This is a genomic window from Stenotrophomonas sp. 704A1, from assembly GCF_030549525.1.
In the GTDB taxonomy this organism is placed as follows: Bacteria; Pseudomonadota; Gammaproteobacteria; order Xanthomonadales; family Xanthomonadaceae; genus Stenotrophomonas; species Stenotrophomonas tuberculopleuritidis.
In genome coordinates, this window is sequence record NZ_CP130831.1 from 1,306,162 (window position 1) to 1,327,252 (window position 21,091).

Sequence of the window (21,091 nt, forward strand, 5' to 3'; positions counted from 1 at the left end):
AGCGCCGTGGCTACTGCAACGAGGGACGGTCGTCGTTGCGCCGGCCTTCCGTCTGCAGATCATCGGCCACGTCATCCGGCAGCCAGAGCAGTCTGCCGCCCTTGCGCACGATCACCTGCACATGGCTGACCCCGGCGGGCGTGCGCATCCGTGCCCTGCGTCGCTCCTGTACCGCCTGCGTGAAGCGTGGCACGGCGTCGAAATCGATGCTGGCCAGTGCGGTGCTGCTGCGGCTCAACGAAATGGTCGGCGCGAACCGATGGGGATCCACCGGATCACCCTTGCGCCATGTTCCGCGTTCGTAGTGATAGCGGTCGACATGGCCCGCCCGTTGCGGATCGACCAGTTCGAGGTTGATGCGGCCATCGTCATGGAAGTGGATGCTGTGGAACACCGTCAGGCGGTGGCCGGCCAGGCCGGGCAGGTTCTCCAGAGCCAGCCGCGCGGCCTGCAGTCGATCGCGGTCGAGCAGCAGGTTGGCGCGCAGCGGTGCGGTCAGATAGCGGGGCGTGGCCGGCACTACCGCAGCGGAAGCGCCCTCCCAGCGGGCACCGGGCGCGCGCTGCACGGGCGGCGCTGACGCCTGCAGCGGCGCATCGAGGGTGTGCAACGCAGCTGCCGCGGCGGCCGCACCGGCCAGCACCAGCAGCACCACGGCGAACGCCCGCGGAGAGGAGACGGGCCAGGTCATGCCCACTGCCTGCGCACGCTGCGGCGATCATCCGGAGCTTGAAGACGGTCGACCTGAAGGACCGGGGACGGCAGGGCGGAGAACAGCAGGAGGGTGCCCCGCAACCAGGGGTAGGGCTTCAACGGGAGCGGGTCCGGTGCAACGGGCGGCGTAGGGTACTACGCTCAGCGGAACTGCAGGGTCAGCAGCAGATAGCGGCCCAATGGATCGTCCAGGCCAGGCATCTGCCCGCCACTGCCCACCAGGTAGTTGACCGGCTCTGCATCCAGTACGTTGTGCACATCCAGCGCGACCACCACGCGCGGGCTCAACTTGCGTGCCACGTGCAGGTTCCAGCGCAGCTGCGCCGGATTCATGCAGCGCCGCTGGTCATGCTGTTGCTGCGTGCAGTCTTCGCCCGCCAGCCACGCGCGCGTGCGGCCGACGCGGTTGCCGCGCAGGGCGATGTCCCAGGTGGGGTTCTGCCACTGCACGGTAAGGATGCCGGCGGTGGTGGGCGTGACGTGCCCGCGCAGGTCCACCGACCCATCGTGGCTGCGGTCGCGACGCAGTTCCTGCTGCTTCAGTCCATCCAGCGCGAACAGCCACTGTCCGTCGCGCCCGGCATCGATGCGGTACTCGCCGCGCAGCAGCCAGTTGCGCGACGTGGTGCGCCCGATGTTGTCGAACGACAGGCGCAGATCACGCAGGCGGCCCTGTTCGTCCAGCTCCCAGGTTGCCGGGTTCCACAGCGCATCGCTGGGCTGCAGGGCGAGAATCTCGTTGCGCAGTTCGACGATGTTGTGGGTCAGCGTCAGCGAGAAGGCATCGTTGGGCGTCCAGCTGGCCGCCAGCGAATGGCTGCGCGAGGTCTCCGCCTTCAGTGCATCGTTCTCCACCACCTCCACTTCCACGGCGCAGCCACCGCCACGCAGCGGCCGCGCGCAGGGCGGCAGGGTATCCGAGGCGGGCAGGCCGAGCAGGCCGAAGTAGCCGGGCGGGCGTCGTCGTTCAAACAGGCTCGGCGCGCGGTAACCGCGGCCACTGGCCAGCAGGAAGGACCAGTGTGGCGTCGGTGTCCAGCGCAGCCCGGCACGGGGTGAGAACGCGCTGTCGCCGCCATCGCGATCCAGTCGCGCGGCCAGGTCGAGGCGCAGCGTGGACGCCAGCGGCAGGCCCACTTCCGCGTACGCGGCGCTGCTCTGGCGGGTCAGGTGGCGCTGTTCCAGCGGCAGGCCCAGCGCCAGTTCGCCCTTGCCCAGCAGCGGGTCGGGCAACGAGGTCCAGCGCTCGCGGCGCAGGTCGATGCCGGTGGCCAGCTGCGCCGCGCCGCCGGGCAGCGTCATCAGTTCGCGCTGCACGCCCCACCAGCCCTGCCATTGCTCGGTTCGCCCGCGGTTGCGGATGGCGGGGAACAGTTCTGCGGCCAATCCCGCTGGCAGCGTCGAGAACCCCGGCAGGAAATCCAGGGTGCGTGCTGCTTCCAGCAGCCGCTCGCTGCGCACGGTGCCTTCGGTGCGCAGGTCCACCTGGTTGCGTTGCGCGCTGATGCCGGCATCCCAGCTGCGGCCGGGCTGCTCGCGGCCCACGCCCACGGTCAGGTCGGCTTCGGTCGCGCGCACCGTCGGGCGCACTTCACCGCCTTCCTGCAGCACCACGTTGAGGACCGCGCCGCGGTTGAAGTTGAGCGCGACCGCAGTGGGGCCCAGCTCGAAACGCTGGCGGTTGTGGCTGGCACGTGCCTCCACGTAGGCATAGCGCCCCTCGCCGCGTTCATGGCGATAGCGCAGGTAGGCGGACAGGGTGTCCGAGGCGGGCTGCAGCGAGCGCGGGCGCGCGTTGTCGAACCAGCAGCCATCCTCTTCGCGCTGCAGCGGCGGGTGGCACTGCGTGGCCGGGTAGTAATCGCCGTTGGCCATGATCAGGCCGATCGGATAGAGCGAGGTTTCCGCATGCCAGTCGCGCTGGTCACCGGCCACATGCTGGATGCGGTGCAGGTCGATACCGGCGAACCAGCGGTCGCCGTTGCCACGCACGCCGCCGGTGGCGGCCTGCACGCGGTACTGGTCGCCGTCGCCGCGGCCACTGACTCCCGACTGCAGCGTGGCTTCTGGCCCCTCGGCCTGGTCGCGCAGGATGATGTTGACCACCCCGGAGATGGCATCGGCACCGTAGATGGCCGAGGCACCGCCACGCACCAGCTCGATGCGTTCGACGAAGCTGAGCGGAATGCCGCCCAGGTCGGTCAACCCGCCTTCTTCCAGCGACACCATCGGATAGCGGGGCAGGCGGCGGCCGTTGACCAGGAACAGGGTGGCGCGGGGCCCCATGCCGTCCAGGCTGGTGGTGGCCGCCGCGCCGACCGGCAGGTACAGCGAATCACCGCTGCGCGAGGTGCTCAGCGGTGGATGGCCGTTCATGCCCGGCAGGTGGCGCAGCAGATCGAACAACGTGCCGTAACCGCTGCGCAGGATGTCATCGCGGTCGATCACCGTGATCGGCAGGGTGGTCTGCACCGAGGTGCGGGGCAGGCGGCTGCCGGTGACGTGGATCGGCGCCAGGTCGACCTGCACCGGTGCCAGGGCGGCGGCCACCGGCGGTGCCCGGGGTGCCGGTTTCGCCGGTGCCGCAACAGGCACATGGCGGCGCACCACGAACCCGCCGCCCGGGGTCTGCAGGATGTTCACCGGCATGCCGGCGACCAGCTGTTTCAGCGCGGCGGCCGGGGCCAGTGTGCCGGCCGTGCCGGTGCTGCGCAGGTCGGCCAGTTCGCGGGCGTCGAAGACCAGCGCGATGCCGCTCTGCCGGGCCCACTGCTGCAGGGCTGCAGGGAGCGGGCCGGGAGCGATCCGGTAGTCGACCGCCGCCGCTTCACCCCCGCTGGCTGCGGCCACCGCACCCAGGGTCAGCGTGAGCCAGAGCAGGGCCTGCAGCAGGCCCCCGCGCAGCACTCCCGGTGCCGGCATCTGCCGCGCCTCAGTAGGTGCGGCGCAGTTCCAGCGCGCCATCCGAGCGCGGCTGGCCGGCAATGGACCACCCCAGTTCCAAGGCGGAAAGCAGTTCATGCGCGTCGCCGGCGCGGAAGGTGCCGCTGACCGCCAGGTCGGCGATATCCGGATCGGCGACCACCAGCGGCGTGCTGCCATAGCGGTTCATGCGCTCGACCACGGTGGCCAGCGGCGTACCGTCGAACACCAGCTTGCCCTGCGGCCAGCCTTCGGCGGCGGCGGTGGACGACAGCTGCGGACCGGGCTGGATCCTGCCTGATGCCAGCACCTGCAGCTGCTGGCCGGGTGACAACGTGTGCTGGGCGCTGCCGCTGGTGACTTCCACCGCGCCTTCCAGCAGGGCGACCTCGACCCGGCCATCGCCCAGCCGTTCGACCTGGAAGGTGGTGCCGATATCGCGGATGGAACTGCCGGCGGCCTGCACCCGCAGCGAACGCGAGGACGGGGCGACCTGCAGCTGGACGCGGCCCTGTTCGAGCACGAGTTCGCGCTTGCGCCAGCCGAAGCGTGCGGTCAGCGTGCTACCGGCATCGAGCGTGGCGATGCTGCCGTCGTCCAGGGTCTGCAACCGGGGCTGGCGGCCCGGGTTGGCATAGGTCAGCAGCGCGGGGTTGCCGTCGGTGTACAGCATCCAGCCCAGGCCGACGGCCAGACAGATACCGGCGGCGGACGCCACGCCCGGCAGCCAGCGCCGTTGCGGGCGGCGTGCCGCGCGCGCGGCCGCAGTGCGCAGCCACGGGTCAGCGGCCAGCCCGGCACTGCGCTGATGCAGTTGTTCGGCCTGCGCCCACGCGGTGACGTGGGCGGGGTCCTCGGCCAGCCAGTCCTCGAAGGATTCCCTTTCGGCAGGACTGCAGTCGGGGGCTTCCAGGCGCGCCACCCAGGCGCTCGCGCGTTCAAAAAGCAACGGATCATCCTTGTTGTCGTTGCGGCTCATTCGGTGTCTCCATCGTTGTGGAGAGGATCGGGGCCCAGCTCCTTGCGCAGGCCCTGCAATGCGCGGGCAATGTGTTTTTCCACGGTCTTGGCGGTGATGCCGCAATGCTGGGCGATCTGTGTATAGCTCATGCCGGTGATGCGGTTGAGCAGGTACACCTCGCGGGCACGTTCGGGCAGCTTGAACAATGCCTGGCGCAGCAGGGCGAGCATCTGCCCGGATTCTGCCTGACGCAGCGGATCCGGTGAAGCACTGATTGCTTCTTCGTTGTCATCGCGGTCGGCCAGCGGCAGGTGCGCGCGGGACTGCGTGGAGCGCCCACGGTCGGCCAGCCGGTTCCGCGCGATCCGGTACAACAGCAGGCGCAGTTCTTCTGCGCCATGCGCGCGGTAGCGGATCAGCCGTTCCATGCAGTCCTGGGCGATGTCCTCGGCATCGTCGGGGCCGACGCCGCGCGCGCGGAGGAAGGCGCACAGCGGTGCGCGTTCCTCGCGGACGAACGCAATGAACGCGTCCGGAACCCCGGGCAGGTCCGGTGCAGGACGGAGCAGAGGGGAGGGGACGGACAGGGGAGGGCCTCGGACGGCAATGACGGACGCGAGATCGAGTTTTACGCGACGGTGACCGGATGGGGAAGCCTGTGTTTCCCCGGCTTTTCCATTGTGAATGCATTCATGTTTTTTCCGCGCCAGCACTGGGGGCGTTCGTGCTGCTGGCGCGTTCTGCTTTCGACCCGCGTGGTGCGGGGGGAGAGAGAGAACGCAATGAAGCATTCGAAGTTGAGCATCGCCCTGGCAGCTGTGGCCGGTCTCGCGGGCCTCGGCCAGGCGCATGACGTCATGGCGATGAATTATCACGTACAGGGCGATCGCATCGTTCTCAGCGGTGGTGTCACGGTCGCCGACGTGGTCGCGCTGCCAGCGCTGCTGGCCAAGGCGCAGGCCGAAGGCCGCCCGATCCGCGACATCGTGCTGCGCACCTCCAATGGTGGCGCGCTGATTGCCGGTGAGTGGCTGCAGGGGGTGATCCGCACCCATGGCCTGAACACCATCGTCTCCGGCCATTGCATCTCGTCGTGCTCGATCATGCAGTCCGGTGGCGTCGAGCGTTACCTGGCCGGTGACCTGCCGCTGGTCGATTCGGTACAGATCCACGCGGCCAGCAGTGGCGGCAAGGTGATCTACACGCCGTCGCCGCGGATGACCGAGATCTACACCGGCAACTACGGTGGCGGCATGGACGCCGGCCTGCTGCACAAGGCCATGTACGAGGTGGTGCAGCCCAATGGCCTGCTGGTGTTCCGCGATCCGGCCCGCACCAGCGGCGCCTCGGTCAGCTTCGATCCCGACGGCAGCGGCCGCAAGCTGGAGACCTTCCCCGGCCAGGATATCTACAGCAACCACATCATCACTGCCGCCGGCTATCGCGAACCGGGTGACACGCTGACGGTCACCGCCAATGTCAGCGGCGACATCAATCCGGGCTACCTGCGCACCGCGCGCCAGCTGCAGGCCTTCGTCGATGATGATTTCGCGCGCTGGAACGACACCGACTTCGGCACCACCTACATCAACCAGGCGGTCACCATCTACAACGCTGCCGCCCGTGGCCCCAACGGCATCGGCACGTTCTCGGTACAGGACTTCCTCAGCGATCCCGACATCCAGGCCGACCTGCTGTCGCGCCTGCGCCTGTCCGAACTGGACGCGTCCACGCTGGGCAATTCGGCCGGCGTCATCCGGGTGAGCAAGGGCGCCACCTGGCGCACCGCTGACACCACCGGCGCCGATTTCATGCTGGTGGAGAACGGCACCATCGCGCTGGAAGGCGGCGCGCTGCGCACGCCCGAGCTGCGCGTGCTGGCGGCGGGCATGGTGGTCGGCCACGGTGACATCGCCTCGGTTGCCAACGACTCGGACGCCCTGTTCGACGGCACCGGTCCATCGTTCCGCGAGGATGGCTTCAACCGCCTGCGCGTCTACGGCACGCTGATGCCGCGCGGTGGCGACCTGGTCAGCCACGGCTACGTCAACATCATGCCCGGCGGCAAGGTGCTGTTCGACGTGACCGAGGCGGGCGGCGCCGGCACTGGCCGCCTGCGGGTCGGGGAGTTCTACGACGACGGTGCCAACGAAGGCGCGCTGGTGATCTCGCCGGGTGCGCACCTGGAACTGAACGTGGCGCAGGGCTTCTATGCCGGCACCTACCAGCGCGAGCTGGTGAGCGGTCCGATCTACCAGGGCGGCTTCACCGATGCGGTGCGCCTGGGCGACACCGGCTACAGCGCCAGCATCACCGACGGCGAGGTGTTCCGCCCGCGCCACAACTCGCTGCTGAGCTTCAACATCCACCAGACCGCCGACGGGCTGTCGCTGACGGCAAACCCCGGATTCGACCAGCTGGCGCAGCTCACTGCCGGTAACGGCAGCGATGGTCTCGGTCGCGCGCTGGCCACGGCGGGCGACCGCCAGGATGCACGGCTGAAGCCGCTGCTGGGCGCGCTGCAGTTCGCCGACCGCGACGTCATCGCGCAGCAGGCCGGTGCACTGCGCGGCGATGCGCATGCCAGCCTGCGCCTGGCCGACAACGCCCTGGTCGGCAGCATCGGCAATGTGGTGCAGCAACACCAGGCCGCACGACGCAGCGGCAGTGGTGACGCCGGTGGCTTGGCGGCGCAGGCCGCGCAGGCGGCGTCGGCGCAGCCGGGCATGGCCAATGGCAGCCTGTTCAACCAGTTGGCAATGCATCTGGTGGAGCCCGCAGGGAGCGCTGGCGGCACAAACTTTGGCGGCGAAGCGCCCCGCAGCCACGGTTTCTGGGGCCGCGGCTTCGGCAGCCATGGCCGCATCGACGGCGAAGGCGGCGTGGCCGGCCTGAGCCACACCGTCGGCGGCATCGTGCTCGGTGCCGATACGCAGCTGGCCGATGACCGGGTCACCCTGGGCGTCAGCGTTGCTGCAGCGGACATGTCGACCAAGGGCCGCGACGGTTCCGGGTTCACCGGCGATGTGCGCGCGCTGGATGCAGGCGGCTACCTGGATGCCACCTATTCGCGGGGTTACCTGTCGGCCTCGGTGCGCTATACCGACCTGCGCCACGACACCCGCCGCAGCATCGCCGGCATCGACGGCCTGGAGAGCCCGCTGCGTGCCAAATACAACAACGATGCGATCTCGGCCCGGCTGGAACACGGCTTCTCGTTCACCACCGGCAAGGGGCTGGTGATCCAGCCGCTGCTGCCGGTGGTCGACTACGCCCGTACCTCGGCCACGCGCTTCGATGAAGGGCAGGGCGCTGGTGCACTGGTGGGTCGGGGTGACAGCCTGGAAAGCATCCGTGTCGGTGCGGGCCTGCAGCTGTTCAAGACCTTCGAAGGCAACAACGGCGAGCGCATCACCCCGCGCGCGCGCGTGGTCTGGCAGAAGGAGCTGGGCGATACCCAGGCGCGCTACAGCACTGGCTTTGCCGCTGCGCCTGACCTGGTGTTCGGCGCCAGCAGCCAGACCGTCGGCGAGCAGGTGCTGGCCTGGAACCTGGGCGTGACCAGCCGCGCCACCGATCGCCTGTCGGTGATGGTCGACTACGTGGGCGAGCGCCGCGACGGCCAGCTGCAGAACGGCGTGATGCTGGGCCTGGGCTATACCTTCTGACCAGGGCAGTACCGGCACCGGCGGCCGTCGCGCCGCCGGTGCCATCCCCATCGGTGTGCGGGTGCGCTATGGTCGTGGCGGATGTCCGCGCAGACCTTGCCATGCAGATCGCCGTTTTCAGTGCCCGTCCCTACGACCGCCGCTTTCTCGAGGAAGCCAACCCGCGCGAGCGGGCAGGGCAGGATTTCCAGTTCGTGTACTTCGACGCGGCACTGGACGTGCACACTGCTGCGCTGGCACAGGACTGCGCCGCCGTCTGCGTGTTCGTCAACGATCGGCTCGATGCGCCGGTGCTGCAGGCCCTGCAGGCACTGGGCGTACGCGCGGTGCTGCTGCGCTGTGCCGGCTTCAACAATGTGGATCTGGCCGAGGCCGCGCGCCTGGACCTGTTCGTCGCCCGCGTGCCGGCCTACTCGCCGGAAGCGGTGGCCGAGCACGCGCTGGCGCTGGTGATGACCCTCAACCGGCAGACCCACCGCGCCTACAACCGCGTGCGCGAAGGCAACTTCATGCTCGATGGCCTGCTCGGACGCACCCTGCACGGCAAGACCGTGGGCATCGTCGGTACCGGCAAGATCGGGCTGGCCACTGCGCGGATCTTCCACGGCATGGGCTGCACCGTGCTGGGGCACGACCCGTATCCCTCGCCGGCGTTCGCCGGGATCGGCGCGATGGTTGAACTGGACGAACTGCTCTCGCGCGCGGACATCGTCTCGCTGCATTGTCCGTTGACCCCCGATACCCAGCACCTGATCGACGACGCCTCGCTGGCGCGGATGAAACCCGGCGCGATGCTGGTCAACACCTCGCGTGGTGGCCTGGTCGATACCCATGCGGTGATCCGCGCGCTGAAGTCGCGCCGGCTGGGCCATCTGGCCATCGATGTGTACGAGCAGGAAAGCGCGCTGTTCTTCCAGGACCTGTCCGGCGAGATCATCGACGATGAGGCCTTCCAGCGCCTGATGACCTTCCCCAACGTGCTGGTGACCGGGCACCAGGGCTTCTTCACCGTGGAAGCCCTGCAGGAAATCTCGGCGATCACGCTGGGCAATCTGGCCGATTTCGCGGCGGGGCGGGGGTGTGCGAACCGGGTCCAGGCCGGCTGAAAGCCCCGAAGGCGCAGACACAGGGGCAACCCGTCACGAGCGGATTGACCACCGGGGCCGGCCGACCGTAAAATTGCCTGCTTCGCCGGAATAGCTCAGTTGGTAGAGCGGCGCATTCGTAATGCGTAGGTCGCAGGTTCGACTCCTGTTTCCGGCACCAGTTGCATGAAAAGCCCCGGCCCTGGTCGGGGCTTTTCGTTTGCAGGAAAGGGGCTGTCCCCTCCGTCCGTATTCGTGTCTTGCTGAAATCGCAGCGAAGCACACCCGCAGTCAACGAGGCGGCGGGATCGAACAGCGCATCGATCCCGTGGGCGCTGTCGCTGAGCAGGCCGATGCGCCCAGCAACTACCGCGTCGCGCCGTCGGCGGGCCCTTTCAGTTCGACGCTGTTGCCGTCGGGATCCTGGAAGTACAACGACGGCCCATCACCCTCGGCGCCGAAGTTGACCGTCGCGGCGTCGTGCACCTGCACGCCGTGCGCCTGCAGGTGCGCGACCAGCGCGGCCTCGTCGAACGGGTCGATGCGCAGGCAGAGATGGTCGACATTGCGGCCTTCGTTGCCCGCGCCGGCGCCCCCGCGGCGGCCCAGCGTTCCATCCAGGCTGATCAGATCGATCATCGAGCTGCCGGCGCGCAGGTGTACCAGGCCCAGATGGTCACGCCGGCGCACCGCCTCGCAGCCCAGTACCTGGGCATAGAAGCGCTCGCTCCGCGTCAGGTCGCGTACCCGCAGCACCACATGGTCGATCCGTTGCACTACGAAGGGTCTTGCCATTGCGTCCTCCTTGCCGGTACTTCGGGATATGCCTGAACAGGTTCAGGCGACTGTGCCGAACCGGGCGCCACCGCGCCCTGCAGCGCGATGCTACGATGCCGCGAACGGGCGATCTGCCCGCCGCCGCCGCGCGGTGCGACAACGTGTCGCAGCCAGATTCGGGCCTTTCCTGCGCCGGATCATTGTCAATGCCTTTCTTAAATGGTGGGTGACGGCCTAAAATTGAAGGGCTGACTCGACCCCACCTCACTGCCTGTCTCAACCACAGGCGGGACCGGCTTTGGCCGGAGCGGGCAGGACGGGGAACGGCATTCCCTCGCAATTGGATCGACCGATGATTCCGTTGAAAACCCTTGGGCGCTGGTTGCGCCCGGGCCTGCTGCTCGCATTGCTGGTGATGCTCACCGGCTGCGATGCCGTGGCCATCCTCAGTCCGAAGGGCCAGATCGGCCAGGATGAAAAGACCCTGCTGATCACGGCCACCGTGCTCATGCTGCTGGTGGTCATCCCGGTCATCATCATGACCCTGACCTTCGCGTGGAAGTATCGCGCCTCCAACACCAAGGCCCGCTACGAGCCGAAGTGGTCCCACTCGACGGCGATCGAGGTGGTGGTGTGGTCGATCCCCTGCATGATCGTGCTGGTGCTGGCCGTGCTGACCTGGCGGTCCTCGCACGCGCTGGACCCGTACAAGCCGCTGGAATCGGACGTCAAGCCGGTGACCATCCAGGCGATCTCGCTGGACTGGAAGTGGCTGTTCATCTATCCGGAAGAGAAGGTCGCGGTCGTCAACGAGATCAAGTTCCCGGTCAACACCCCGCTGAACTTCGAGATCACCTCCGATACGGTGATGAATGCGTTCTTCATCCCGCACCTGGGCAGCATGATCTACTCGATGGCGGCGATGGAGACCAAGCTCCACCTGATCGCCAACGAGCTCGGTGAGTTCCCGGGCATGTCCTCGCACTACAGCGGCGCGGGCTTTGCCAAGATGCATTTCACTGCCTATTCGGTCACCGATGCGCAGTACCGCCAGTGGCTGGACCAGGTCCGCGCCGGCGAGCAGACCCTGGACAAGGCCTCGTTCAAGGCGCTGGGTGAAGCGAAGAACTCCGAGTGGTACCCGGTCACCTACTTCGGCAAGACCGAAGAAGGCCTGTTCGACTGGGTCATCGCCAAGCACATGGGCGACAACCGGCACTACGGCATGAAGCACTCGCATGCCGGTGCGGCCGCTGCCGACGCTGCCAGCCACGAAGCGCACGAGGGCCACGCCCCGAGCGATGCCCATGATTCCAAGGAATCGGGCAAGAACCTGGATGCCACCGAACACGAACACGCAGGCCACGCTGGCCACGCGGGTTCGGGAGAATGAACATGTTGGGAAAACTCTCTCTTGAGTCGATCCCCCACGATCCGATCGTGCTGACCACCCTGGTCGGTGCGGTCCTTGGTGGCCTGGGCATCCTCGCCCTGATCACCAAGTTCAAGCTGTGGGGCTATCTGTGGAAGGAGTGGTTCACCTCGGTGGACCACAAGAAGATCGGCGTGATGTACCTCATCGTCGCCTTTGTCATGCTGCTGCGCGGTTTCTCCGACGCCATCATGATGCGTACCCAGCAGGCCATCGCCGTTGGCGGGTCCGAGGGGTACCTGCCGCCGCACCACTACGACCAGATCTTCACCGCCCACGGCGTGATCATGATCTTCTTCGTGGCGATGCCGCTGATCACCGGCCTGATGAACCTGGCCGTGCCGCTGCAGATCGGCGCGCGCGACGTCGCGTTCCCGTTCGTCAACTCGCTCAGCTTCTGGCTGTTCGTGTCCGGCGCGGTGCTGATCATGCTGTCGCTGTGGATCGGTGAGTTCGCCGCTACCGGCTGGCTGGCCTTCCCACCGCTGTCGGGCATCGAGTACAGCAACAATGTAGGTATGGACTACTACATATGGGGACTACAGGTGGCGGGTCTGGGTACCACGCTGAGTGGTATCAACTTCTTCATCACCATCCTCAAGATGCGTACCCCGAGCATGAAGCTGATGCAGATGCCGGTGTTCACCTGGACCGCCCTGGTGACCAACGTGCTGATCGTCGCTGCGTTCCCGGTGCTGACCATCACCCTGGTGCTGCTGACCCTGGACCGTTACCTGGGTACGCACTTCTTCACCAATGACGGTGGCGGCAACGCCATGCTGTACATCAACCTGATCTGGATCTGGGGCCACCCGGAGGTGTACATCCTGGTGCTGCCGGCGTTCGGTGTGTTCTCCGAAGTCATCGCGACCTTCTCGCGCAAGGCGCTGTTCGGCTACAAGGGCATGGTCTACGCCACCGCCTGCATCGGCGTGCTGTCGTTCATCGTGTGGCTGCACCACTTCTTCACCATGGGCTCGGGTGCCAACGTCAATGCCTTCTTCGGCATCACGACGATGATCATCTCGATCCCCACCGGCGTGAAGATCTTCAACTGGCTGTTCACCATGTTCCGCGGTCGCGTGCAGTTCACCACGCCCGTGCTGTGGACCATCGGCTTCATGGTCACCTTCACCATCGGCGGCATGACCGGCGTGATGCTGGCGATCCCGGCCATCGACTTCGTGCTGCACAACAGCCTGTTCCTGATCGCCCACTTCCACAACGTCATCATCGGCGGCGTGGTGTTCGGCATGTTCGCCGGCATCACCTACTGGTGGCCGAAGATGTTCGGCTTCCGCCTCAACGAGTTCTGGGGCAAGTGCGCGTTCTGGTGCTGGTTCATCGGCTTCTATGTGACCTTCATGCCGATGTACGTGCTGGGCTTCATGGGCATGACCCGTCGCCTGCAGAGCACGGTCAACCCGGCCTACGAGCCGTTCCTGCTGGTCGCCGCCGTTGGCGCCTTCATCGTGGGTGCCGGCATCCTGTGCCAGATCATCCAGGTGGCCGTGTCGATCCGCGACCGCAAGAAGACCGTCGACCTCACCGGCGACCCGTGGGATGCCCGTACGCTGGAGTGGGAAACCTCTTCGCCGCCGGCGTTCTACAACTTCGGCACGCTGCCGGAAGTCACCGAGCTGGACGATTTCTGGGAGCGCAAGCAGCGTGGTGAAGCCTGGCCGAAGCCGGCCAAGTACACCGACATCCACATGCCGCGCAACACCGGCACCGGCGTTGTCATTGGTGCCTTCAGCCTGGTGTTCGGCTTTGCGATGATCTGGCACATCTGGTGGCTGGCCATCGTCGGCTTCGTCGGCATGATCGCCACGTTCATCTACCGCACCTTCGACCAGGACGTGGACTACTGGGTCCCGGCCGCCGAGGTGGAACGCATCGAGAATGAACACCGCAAGCACCTGGAAGCCCAGGGCCTGGTGAAGTCGGAGCTGAAGGCATGAGCACCAATACCTCGACCCTGAGCCACGGGCACGCCGCACACGCGGCGGCCCATGGCCATGACGACCACGAGCACCACGACACCGGCGGCAACACCGTCTTCGGTTTCTGGGTGTACCTGATGAGCGACTGCCTCATCTTCGCCTCGCTGTTCGCCACCTACGTGGTGCTGGCCGGCGGTACCGATGGTGGCCCCGGCGCCAAGGACCTGTTCGAACTGCCGTTCGTGGCGTGGGAAACCGCGCTGCTGCTGACCTCGTCGCTGACCTTCGGTCTGGGCATGATCGCCATGCACCGCAAGCAGATGGGGCAGATGTACCTGTGGCTGGGCATCACCTGGCTGCTGGGCTTCGGCTTCATGTGCATGGAAGTGTGGGAATTCCAGCACCTGATCCACCAGGGCTACGGTCCGGACCGCAGTGCCTTCCTGTCGGCGTTCTTCGCCCTGGTCGGCACCCACGGCCTGCACGTCAGCGCCGGCCTGCTGTGGCTGCTGGTGATGTTCGTGCAGCTGAAGAAGTACGGCCTGACCCCGACCAACAAGACCCGCATGGCGTGCCTGAGCCTGTTCTGGCACTTCCTGGACCTGATCTGGATCGGCGTGTTCTCCGTCGTCTACCTCAATGGAGCGCTGTAATGGCACATGACAACCATGCACACGACCACGCCGCCGGCGGCGAAAGCCACGGCACCGTGAAGTCGTACCTGATCGGCTTCGTGCTGGCGGTGGTGCTGACCGTCATCCCGTTCTGGATGGTGATGTCGGGTGATTTCTCGCGCACCGTCAACGGTGTGGTGATCGCCATCACCGCGGTGCTGCAGATGCTGGTCCACCTGGTGTTCTTCCTGCACCTGGACCGCTCTTCGGAGAGCCGCTGGAACGTCAACGCGGCGGCCTTCACCGTGGTGGTGATCGGCATCATCGTGGTCGGCACCCTGTGGGTCATGCACAACATGAACGTGCACATGATGCACTGACGTCCCCGCGACGTTGCCACGCAGAAAGGCCGCCCCCGGGCGGCCTTTCTGTTTGGAGCGCCCGGCGCTACCGGTGCGCGCCTCTCCCTGGTAGCACCGGGCCATGCCCGGCGGGAACCACCTTGTCACCCCACCTTGCGCAGGAACTCCCCGGCCTCCATCGGCCGTCCCAGGTGGTAGCCCTGCAGCTGGTCACACCCCAGCTCGCTCAGGTAATCGCGCTGGGCCTGGGTCTCCACGCCCTCGGCCACCACCTGCAGCTGCAGGGTGCGGCCCAGCGCGATGATCGAAGACACGATGGCCGCATCCTCGTCATTGCACTCCAGATCGTGCACGAAGGCGCGATCGATCTTCAGCTCGGTGGCCGGCATCCGCTTGAGGTACAGCAGGCTGGAATACCCGGTACCGAAGTCATCGATGGCGATGTGCACCCCCATTGCGGTCAGGTCGTTGAGGATCGCCAGGCTGGCATCCACATCCTTCATCGCCGTGGTCTCGGTGATCTCCAGGGTCAGCCGCGCCGGTTCGATGCGATGGCGCTGCAGGGCGGCCCGCACGCTGTCCAGCAGCGCCGGCGATGCGAACTGCAGCGGGGACAGGTTCACCGCCATCGTCCATTCGCTGTGGCCGCCGTCGTGCCAGGCCCGCAGCTGCGCGCAGGCCTGGTCCAGTACCCAGTCGCCGATCGGCAGGATCAGGCCGCTGCGTTCGGCGATGGGAATGAACACGTCCGGCGCCAGCAGGCCCAGCTCCGGGTGCTGCCAGCGCAGCAGCGCTTCGGCGCCGCTGACCGGCGCACCGGCGGCGGGAAATTTCGGCTGGTAGTGCAGCAGCAGTTCGTTGCGTGCGATCGCCTTGCGCAGGTCCTGCAGCAGGCGCAGCTGGCGGTTGGCACTGAGCTGCATCGAGGGCGTGAAGAAGGTGTAGCCGTTCCGCCCGGTGTCCTTGGTGTGGTACATCGCCGCATCGGCGTGCGCCATCAGCTCGCGTTCGTTGCCGGCGTCGTCCGGGTACAGCGCGATCCCCAGGCTCGCGGTCACCTGCAGTTCCGCCGCATCCAGCACGAACGCTTCACCGGCGGCGGCGATGACACGCTCGGCAACCACCACCGCATCATCGGGGGTGTCGATGGCCAGCACGATCACGAACTCGTCGCCGCCCAGACGGGCGAGGGTGTCCTGCGGGCGCAGCTGCGCGCCGATGCGCTGGGCCACGGCCACCAGCAGGCGATCACCGAGCTGGTGGCCATAGGCATCGTTGACCGCCTTGAAGCCATCCAGGTCGCAGAACATCACCGCCACCGAGTGCCCGCGGCGCTGGGCCTTCTCGATCGCCTGTTCGATCCGGTCCTGCAGCAGCATGCGGTTGGGCAGCTGGGTCAGCGGATCGTGCAGCGCGGCCTGGATCAGCTTGTCGTTGGCGTGCGCCAGCGAGTCGGCCAGCAGCCCGGTGCGCACGCGCATCTGCCGGTCGAACAGCGAGGCGACCAGTGCGATGCCCAGCGTAGCCACGGTGGTCACGATCACCAGCATCGCCAGCCAGCGGGTATCGATCGCGCCGCCGCCCACCGCGCCGCAGACGCTGCCGGCCGGGAAGCGGGCAGCGGCCATGCCGGTGTAGTGCATGCCGACGATGGCCAGACCCATCACCAGCGAGGCCAGGGCGCGCAGGCGCACCGTGTTGTGCTGCTCGGTGCGCAGCCGGAAGGCGATCCACAGCGCAGCACCGGCCGCGCCGATCGCCACCGCGATGGAAGCGGCGAACCAGCCCGGGTGATAGTCGATGCCGGGCTGCATCCGCATCGCCGCCATTCCCAGGTAATGCATGGTGGCGATGCCCAGGCCCATCAGTACCGCACCGGCGGCCAGGCGGCGCAGCGGCAGGCTGGGGCGTGACACCAGCCACAGCGCGTAGGCCGAGGCGCCGATCGAGACGGCCAGCGAGTACAGCGTGATGGCCAGGTCGTAGCCGATCGGGATCGGCAGGTCGAAGGCCAGCATACCGATGAAATGCATCGACCAGATGCCCAGGCCCATCGCCGTGGCGCCGCCGGCCAGCCACCAGCGTGCGACGCGGCCTGTGGTGGTGGCCAGGCGGCCGGCCATGTCCAGCGCCGTATACGAAGCCAGGATCGCCACCAGCAACGAGATGGCGACCAGGCTCTGACTGTAACTGCCAGTCATGGGAAATCCAGTGGGAGAGGGAGGGGCGCCCGCAAGGCGCACGCCCGCGACGACTATCGGCAGCGGCGGGTGGGACTTGAGTGGTCGCAGCAGCTGCGACCCGGCTCGGCTATCCTGCCACGCTCGTTGCCCCAGCAGGAATTCCCCGATGGCCAAAGCCCGCACCGCGTACGTCTGCAATGAATGCGGCGCCGAATACAGCAAGTGGCAGGGCCAGTGCACCGAGTGCAATGCCTGGAACGCGCTGTCGGAAATCGTGCTGGAGCCTGCCGCCGCCGCCAAGGCGCCGGCCTCGCGGCGGGCCGGCTGGGCCGGCAAGATCGATCCGCCGAAGATCACCGCGCTGAAGGATGTGGTGCAGACCGAACACAACCGGGTCAGCACCGGCATCGGCGAGTTCGACCGCGTGCTCGGCGGCGGCCTGGTCGAGGGCGCGGTGGTGCTGGTCGGCGGCGATCCGGGCATCGGCAAGTCCACGCTGCTGCTGCAGGCGGTGGCGAAGATGGCCGCAGTGCTGCCGGTCCTGTACGTCACCGGCGAGGAATCGCTGGCCCAGGTGGCCGGCCGCGCGCATCGGCTGGAGCTGCCGCTGGATGGTGTCAACGCGCTGGCCGAGACCGGCGTCGAAGCGATCCTGCAGCATGCCGCCAAGGCGGGGCCGCGGCTGATCGTGGCCGATTCGGTGCAGACCCTGTGGACCGAGACGCTGACTGCCGCCCCGGGGTCGGTCAGCCAGGTGCGTGAAAGTGCCGCGCGGCTGGTGCGGTTCGCCAAGGAGACCGGCACCGCCGTGTTCCTGGTCGGCCACGTGACCAAGGAGGGTGGAATCGCCGGCCCGCGCGTGCTCGAGCACATGGTCGACGCGGTGCTGTATTTCGAAGGCGAAAGCGGCAGCCGCTTCCGCCTGCTGCGTGCGTTCAAGAACCGCTTCGGTGCGGTCAACGAACTGGGCGTGTTCGCGATGGGCGACAAGGGCCTGAAGGAGGTCTCCAATCCGTCGGCGATCTTCCTGTCCGGTGCCAGTACCCACCAGCCGGGCAGCTGCGTGATGGTCACCCGCGAGGGCACCCGGCCGCTGCTGGTGGAAGTGCAGGCGCTGGTGGATGCATCGCCGCTGTCCAACCCGCGCCGCGTCGCGGTCGGCCTGGAGCAGAACCGCCTGGCCATGCTGCTGGCGGTGCTGCACCGCCATGGCGGCGTGCTGGTCGGCGATCAGGACGTGTTCGTGAATGTCGTGGGCGGCATCCGCGTGCAGGAAACCGCGGCCGATCTGCCGGTGCTGCTGGCGGTGCTGTCGTCGCTGCAGGACCGGCCGCTGGCCGAGAAGACCATCGCCTTCGGCGAGGTCGGCCTGTCCGGTGAGATCCGTCCCGTGCCCAATGGCGAGGATCGCCTGCGCGAAGCGGCCACGCATGGCTTCAAGCGCGCCATCGTGCCGCGCGCCAATGCCCCGAAGGGGGGCTCGGTGAAGGGCATGGAAGTGATCGCGGTCGAACGCCTGTCCGAGGCCATCGACGCGGCGTAGTCTGACGCGTGCACCGGGCCGTGCCCGGCGAGCGGGCAACGACATGGGCCACACAGGGATGACAGCGTGATGCACAGGAGGGGGATGGCGGTGATGCTGACGGTGCTGTTGACGCCCGCCGTACAGGCCGCGCCGGTCTGTCGCGATGCGGCGGAGGTTGCGCGCGCGTTGTTCGAGGCGACCTCCGGCGGGGGCGATCTGCTGGCGCCTCCAACCGCGCTGGTCAGCCCGGCGTTGCTGCGGGCGCTGCACGCCGAACGTGCCTGCCGGCAGCGCGAGGAGGGCATCTGCACCATCGATTCCGACCCGTGGCTGGACGCCCAGGACGGCGACATCGACAGCCCGGTCCGGTACCGCTGGGTCCAGGCGTCGGCCACGGCCGGCCAGGTCGAGATGCGCTATTCGGTGTGGAAGAAGGCCTACCTGACCCGCCTGCCGATGGTGCGCAAGGGCGAGGGCTGCTGGCAGGTCGATGACATCCTCAGCAACAGCGGCCGCTCCGTACGCAGCATCTTGGCCCAGCCGGTGCCTGGAATGCGGTAGATCCACGCCCTGCGTGGAGGCGGTCTTCGCTCAGCGCGAATGCCCGAACACCAGCTCGATCACGAACTGGCTGCCGAAGAACGCCAGCAACAGCAGCAGCATCGCGGTCAGCGTCCAGTGCACGGCCTTGGTGCCGCGCCAGCCGTAGCGGCGGCGACCGATCAGCAGCACGCCGAAGACGATCCACGACAGCACGCTGAGCACGGTCTTGTGCACCAGCTTCTGCGCCAGCAGGTCATCGACAAACAGCACGCCGGTGACCAGGGTCAGGGTGAGCAGCGCGAAGCCGACGGTGATCACCCGGAACAGCAGCGATTCCAGGTCGGCCAGCGGTGGCAGCGCACGCAGCCACGGACGGAATTCGCGGCGGCGCAAGGCGCGTTCCTGCAGCCACAGCATGATCGCCAGCAGCGCGGCGATGCTCAGCGTGGCGTAGGCCAGCAGTGCCAGCCAGGCGTGGCTGGCCAGGCGCCAGCCCAGTACCTTGCTCGGTTCGTGGCCGTAGCCGTGGTAGACCAGCAGCAGCACCGCGGCCAGCGGGAACACCACCACGCCCAGGGCCGACATGCGCCCGCGCGCGCCGACCAGCGAGGTCAGCCAGGCCATGCCCAGGCCGACCAGCGACAGCGCGGCGAAGAAGTGCATGTCGGGCCCGCCGCTGGTGCGCATCGCCACCAGTACGTGGTAGCCGCCATGCAGCAGCATCGCCGGCAGCGCCGGCCACAGCCAGGCCGGCGAGTTCACCCCGTCGGTGCGGCCGAGCGCACGCACCAGCAGGACGCTGGCGGCCAGATAGAGCAGGGCGGCGATGAGAACGATTGTCATCGTTGAAGTTTCGCATACCCCCGGGGTGCTGGCGACGGCCCGGGCGTCGCAGCCCGGGGAGCGCGGCGGACCCGTTATACTGTCTGCCTTATTGTCCCCCGCTTTCAGACAGGTTGCGCCGCATGTTCGAGTCCCTGACCCAGCGCCTTTCCGGCACCATCGAGCGCCTGCGTGGCCGTGGCCGCCTGACCGAGGAGAACATCCGCGAGGCGACCCGTGAAGTGCGCATCGCCCTGCTTGAGGCCGACGTCGCGCTGCCGGTGGTGCAGGCCCTGATCGAGCGCATCAAGGTGCGCGCGGTCGGCCAGGAAGTGCTGAAGTCGCTGACCCCGGGCCAGGCCCTGATCAAGGTCGTGCGTGACGAGCTGACCTCGGTGATGGGCGCTGCTGCCAGCGACCTGAACCTCAACGTGCCGGCCCCGGCGATCATCCTGATGGCGGGCCTGCAGGGTGCGGGCAAGACCACCACGGTCGGCAAGCTGGCCAAGCACCTGAAGGAAAAGCGCAAGAAGAAGGTGATGGTGGTGTCGGCCGACGTCTACCGTCCGGCCGCGATCGAGCAGCTGAAGACCCTGGCCGAGCAGGTCGGCGTGCTGTTCTTCCCGTCCAGTGCCGAGCAGAAGCCGGAAGCCATCGTCCGCGCCGCCATCGACGATGCGCGCAAGTCCTTCGTCGACGTGCTGCTGGTCGATACCGCCGGCCGCCTGGCCATCGACGAAGCGATGATGGCCGAGATCAAGGCCCTGCACGCTGCGGTGAATCCGGCCGAGACCCTGTTCGTGGTCGATGCCATGACCGGCCAGGACGCAGCCAACACCGCCAAGGCCTTCGGTGATGCGCTGCCGCTGACCGGCGTGGTGCTGACCAAGACCGACGGTGACGCCCGTGGCGGTGCCGCGCTGAGCGTGCGCTACATCACCGGCAAGCCGATCAAGTTCGTCGGCGTCAGCGAAAAGCCCGACGGCCTGGATGTGTTCCACCCGGACCGCATCGCCAGCCGCATCCTCGACATGGGCGACGTGCTGTCGCTGGTCGAGCAGGTCGAGCAGCAGGTCGACAAGGACAAGGCGCAGAAGCTGGCCGAGAAGGTCGCCAAGGGCAAGAAGTTCGACCTGAACGACATGCGCGACCAGCTCGAGCAGATGCAGAACATGGGCGGCATCGGTGGCCTGATGGACAAGCTGCCGGGCCTGGGCCAGATTCCCGAGCACCTCAAGGCGCAGGTCAGCCAGGGCAAGGAAGTGCCGCGCATGATCGCCATCATCAGCTCGATGACCAAGAAGGAACGGCGCAACCCGAACCTGCTCAACGGCTCGCGCCGCGCGCGCATCGCCCGCGGTTCGGGCGTGACCCCGGCCGACGTCAACAAGCTCATGAAGCAGTACATGCAGATGGAAAAGATGATGAGCAAGATGGCCGGCGGCGGCATGAAGGGCATGATGCGCAGCATGAAGGGCATGATGGGCGCCATGGGCGGCCGTGGCATGCCGTTCCGTTGAGTGCGCCGCGGGGCCGGTGC

General features: G+C 67.5%; 16 protein-coding genes and 1 tRNA gene. 10 read left to right on the top strand and 7 right to left on the bottom strand.

What is annotated here, in order from left to right; genetic code table 11:
- Positions 1-10: 10 nt before the first annotated feature.
- The 4 genes from Q5Z10_RS06070 to Q5Z10_RS06085 form a co-directional block, all read right to left on the bottom strand.
- On the bottom strand, positions 11-691 hold the full coding sequence (locus tag Q5Z10_RS06070; RefSeq protein WP_303638358.1) for a hypothetical protein: 681 nt from the start codon (positions 689-691) through the stop codon (positions 11-13).
- 164 nt (positions 692-855) lie between these two features.
- Complete coding sequence (locus Q5Z10_RS06075; RefSeq protein ID WP_303638359.1) at positions 856-3,636, bottom strand: TonB-dependent receptor; 2,781 nt, start codon at positions 3,634-3,636, stop codon at positions 856-858.
- A 10-nt stretch (positions 3,637-3,646) separates the two neighbouring features.
- A complete protein-coding gene (locus Q5Z10_RS06080) occupies positions 3,647-4,615 on the bottom strand; it encodes a FecR family protein (RefSeq protein WP_303638360.1) in 969 nt (322 codons plus the stop codon).
- Positions 4,612-5,091, bottom strand: a complete 480-nt coding sequence (locus tag Q5Z10_RS06085) for an RNA polymerase sigma factor (RefSeq protein WP_345783983.1) — start codon at positions 5,089-5,091, stop codon at positions 4,612-4,614. Before Q5Z10_RS06085 ends, Q5Z10_RS06080 begins: the two co-directional genes overlap by 4 nt.
- Before the next feature lie 288 nt (positions 5,092-5,379).
- On the opposite strand from Q5Z10_RS06085, the gene Q5Z10_RS06090 reads away from it, so the two are divergent.
- From Q5Z10_RS06090 to Q5Z10_RS06100, 3 genes are all read left to right on the top strand, one after another.
- The gene (locus Q5Z10_RS06090) at positions 5,380-8,265 is read left to right on the top strand and encodes an autotransporter outer membrane beta-barrel domain-containing protein (protein WP_303638361.1); all 2,886 of its coding nucleotides are present in this window, start codon (positions 5,380-5,382) and stop codon (positions 8,263-8,265) included.
- 101 nt (positions 8,266-8,366) lie between these two features.
- A complete protein-coding gene (locus Q5Z10_RS06095) occupies positions 8,367-9,371 on the top strand; it encodes a 2-hydroxyacid dehydrogenase (protein WP_303638362.1) in 1,005 nt (334 codons plus the stop codon).
- Positions 9,372-9,455: 84 nt separating this feature from the next.
- A tRNA-Thr gene (locus Q5Z10_RS06100) sits at positions 9,456-9,531 on the top strand.
- Between the two features lie 185 nt (positions 9,532-9,716).
- Here the strand turns inward: Q5Z10_RS06100 and Q5Z10_RS06105 are convergent.
- Positions 9,717-10,145 (bottom strand): VOC family protein, encoded by a 429-nt coding sequence (locus tag Q5Z10_RS06105; RefSeq protein ID WP_303638363.1) that lies wholly within the window; start codon positions 10,143-10,145, stop codon positions 9,717-9,719.
- Between the two features lie 334 nt (positions 10,146-10,479).
- Between Q5Z10_RS06105 and cyoA the strand changes: the two genes are divergently transcribed.
- From cyoA to cyoD, 4 genes are read left to right on the top strand one after another with little or no spacing between them, the layout of a single operon-like run.
- Positions 10,480-11,520: a ubiquinol oxidase subunit II gene (gene cyoA / locus Q5Z10_RS06110; RefSeq protein WP_303638364.1), complete on the top strand. Its 1,041-nt coding sequence runs from the start codon at positions 10,480-10,482 to the stop codon at positions 11,518-11,520.
- A 2-nt stretch (positions 11,521-11,522) separates the two neighbouring features.
- Positions 11,523-13,520: a cytochrome o ubiquinol oxidase subunit I gene (gene cyoB / locus Q5Z10_RS06115; RefSeq protein ID WP_303638365.1), complete on the top strand. Its 1,998-nt coding sequence runs from the start codon at positions 11,523-11,525 to the stop codon at positions 13,518-13,520.
- Entirely contained in the window at positions 13,517-14,155 is a 639-nt protein-coding gene (cyoC, locus tag Q5Z10_RS06120; protein ID WP_303638366.1) for a cytochrome o ubiquinol oxidase subunit III, read from the top strand. The genes cyoB and cyoC overlap by 4 nt, the downstream gene beginning before the upstream one ends.
- Positions 14,155-14,496, top strand: coding sequence for a cytochrome o ubiquinol oxidase subunit IV (gene cyoD, locus Q5Z10_RS06125; RefSeq protein ID WP_303638367.1), 342 nt, complete (start codon positions 14,155-14,157; stop codon positions 14,494-14,496). Before cyoC ends, cyoD begins: the two co-directional genes overlap by 1 nt.
- Before the next feature lie 125 nt (positions 14,497-14,621).
- Here cyoD and Q5Z10_RS06130 read toward each other — a convergent pair whose 3' ends face one another.
- Positions 14,622-16,679, bottom strand: a complete 2,058-nt coding sequence (locus Q5Z10_RS06130; RefSeq protein WP_303638368.1) for a putative bifunctional diguanylate cyclase/phosphodiesterase — start codon at positions 16,677-16,679, stop codon at positions 14,622-14,624.
- 148 nt (positions 16,680-16,827) lie between these two features.
- On the opposite strand from Q5Z10_RS06130, the gene radA reads away from it, so the two are divergent.
- On the top strand, positions 16,828-18,204 hold the full coding sequence (radA, locus tag Q5Z10_RS06135) for a DNA repair protein RadA (protein WP_303638369.1): 1,377 nt from the start codon (positions 16,828-16,830) through the stop codon (positions 18,202-18,204).
- An 84-nt stretch (positions 18,205-18,288) separates the two neighbouring features.
- Positions 18,289-18,747, top strand: a complete 459-nt coding sequence (locus Q5Z10_RS06140; RefSeq protein WP_442758940.1) for a YqhG/Tai3 family protein — start codon at positions 18,289-18,291, stop codon at positions 18,745-18,747.
- A 30-nt stretch (positions 18,748-18,777) separates the two neighbouring features.
- Here Q5Z10_RS06140 and Q5Z10_RS06145 read toward each other — a convergent pair whose 3' ends face one another.
- The gene (locus tag Q5Z10_RS06145) at positions 18,778-19,572 is read right to left on the bottom strand and encodes a cytochrome C assembly family protein (RefSeq protein WP_303638370.1); all 795 of its coding nucleotides are present in this window, start codon (positions 19,570-19,572) and stop codon (positions 18,778-18,780) included.
- A 122-nt stretch (positions 19,573-19,694) separates the two neighbouring features.
- On the opposite strand from Q5Z10_RS06145, the gene ffh reads away from it, so the two are divergent.
- Entirely contained in the window at positions 19,695-21,071 is a 1,377-nt protein-coding gene (ffh, locus tag Q5Z10_RS06150) for a signal recognition particle protein (RefSeq protein ID WP_303638371.1), read from the top strand.
- The last annotated feature ends 20 nt before the right edge of the window (positions 21,072-21,091 follow it).

Excerpts from the sequence above, each read along its gene's own strand:
- Q5Z10_RS06145 (WP_303638370.1), bottom strand. The coding sequence starts at position 19,572 with ATGACAATCGTTCTCATCGCCGCCCTGCTCTATCTGGCCGCCAGCGTC.
- cyoD (WP_303638367.1), top strand. The coding sequence starts at position 14,155 with ATGGCACATGACAACCATGCACACGACCACGCCGCCGGCGGCGAAAGC.
- Q5Z10_RS06105 (WP_303638363.1), bottom strand. The coding sequence starts at position 10,145 with ATGGCAAGACCCTTCGTAGTGCAACGGATCGACCATGTGGTGCTGCGG.
- Q5Z10_RS06140 (WP_442758940.1), top strand. The coding sequence starts at position 18,289 with ATGGCGGTGATGCTGACGGTGCTGTTGACGCCCGCCGTACAGGCCGCG.
- ffh (WP_303638371.1), top strand. The coding sequence starts at position 19,695 with ATGTTCGAGTCCCTGACCCAGCGCCTTTCCGGCACCATCGAGCGCCTG.
- Q5Z10_RS06095 (WP_303638362.1), top strand. The coding sequence starts at position 8,367 with ATGCAGATCGCCGTTTTCAGTGCCCGTCCCTACGACCGCCGCTTTCTC.
- cyoA (WP_303638364.1), top strand. The coding sequence starts at position 10,480 with ATGATTCCGTTGAAAACCCTTGGGCGCTGGTTGCGCCCGGGCCTGCTG.
- Q5Z10_RS06080 (WP_303638360.1), bottom strand. The coding sequence starts at position 4,615 with ATGAGCCGCAACGACAACAAGGATGATCCGTTGCTTTTTGAACGCGCG.
- Q5Z10_RS06090 (WP_303638361.1), top strand. The coding sequence starts at position 5,380 with ATGAAGCATTCGAAGTTGAGCATCGCCCTGGCAGCTGTGGCCGGTCTC.
- Q5Z10_RS06130 (WP_303638368.1), bottom strand. The coding sequence starts at position 16,679 with ATGACTGGCAGTTACAGTCAGAGCCTGGTCGCCATCTCGTTGCTGGTG.
- radA (WP_303638369.1), top strand. The coding sequence starts at position 16,828 with ATGGCCAAAGCCCGCACCGCGTACGTCTGCAATGAATGCGGCGCCGAA.
- Q5Z10_RS06070 (WP_303638358.1), bottom strand. The coding sequence starts at position 691 with ATGACCTGGCCCGTCTCCTCTCCGCGGGCGTTCGCCGTGGTGCTGCTG.
- cyoB (WP_303638365.1), top strand. The coding sequence starts at position 11,523 with ATGTTGGGAAAACTCTCTCTTGAGTCGATCCCCCACGATCCGATCGTG.
- cyoC (WP_303638366.1), top strand. The coding sequence starts at position 13,517 with ATGAGCACCAATACCTCGACCCTGAGCCACGGGCACGCCGCACACGCG.
- Q5Z10_RS06075 (WP_303638359.1), bottom strand. The coding sequence starts at position 3,636 with ATGCCGGCACCGGGAGTGCTGCGCGGGGGCCTGCTGCAGGCCCTGCTC.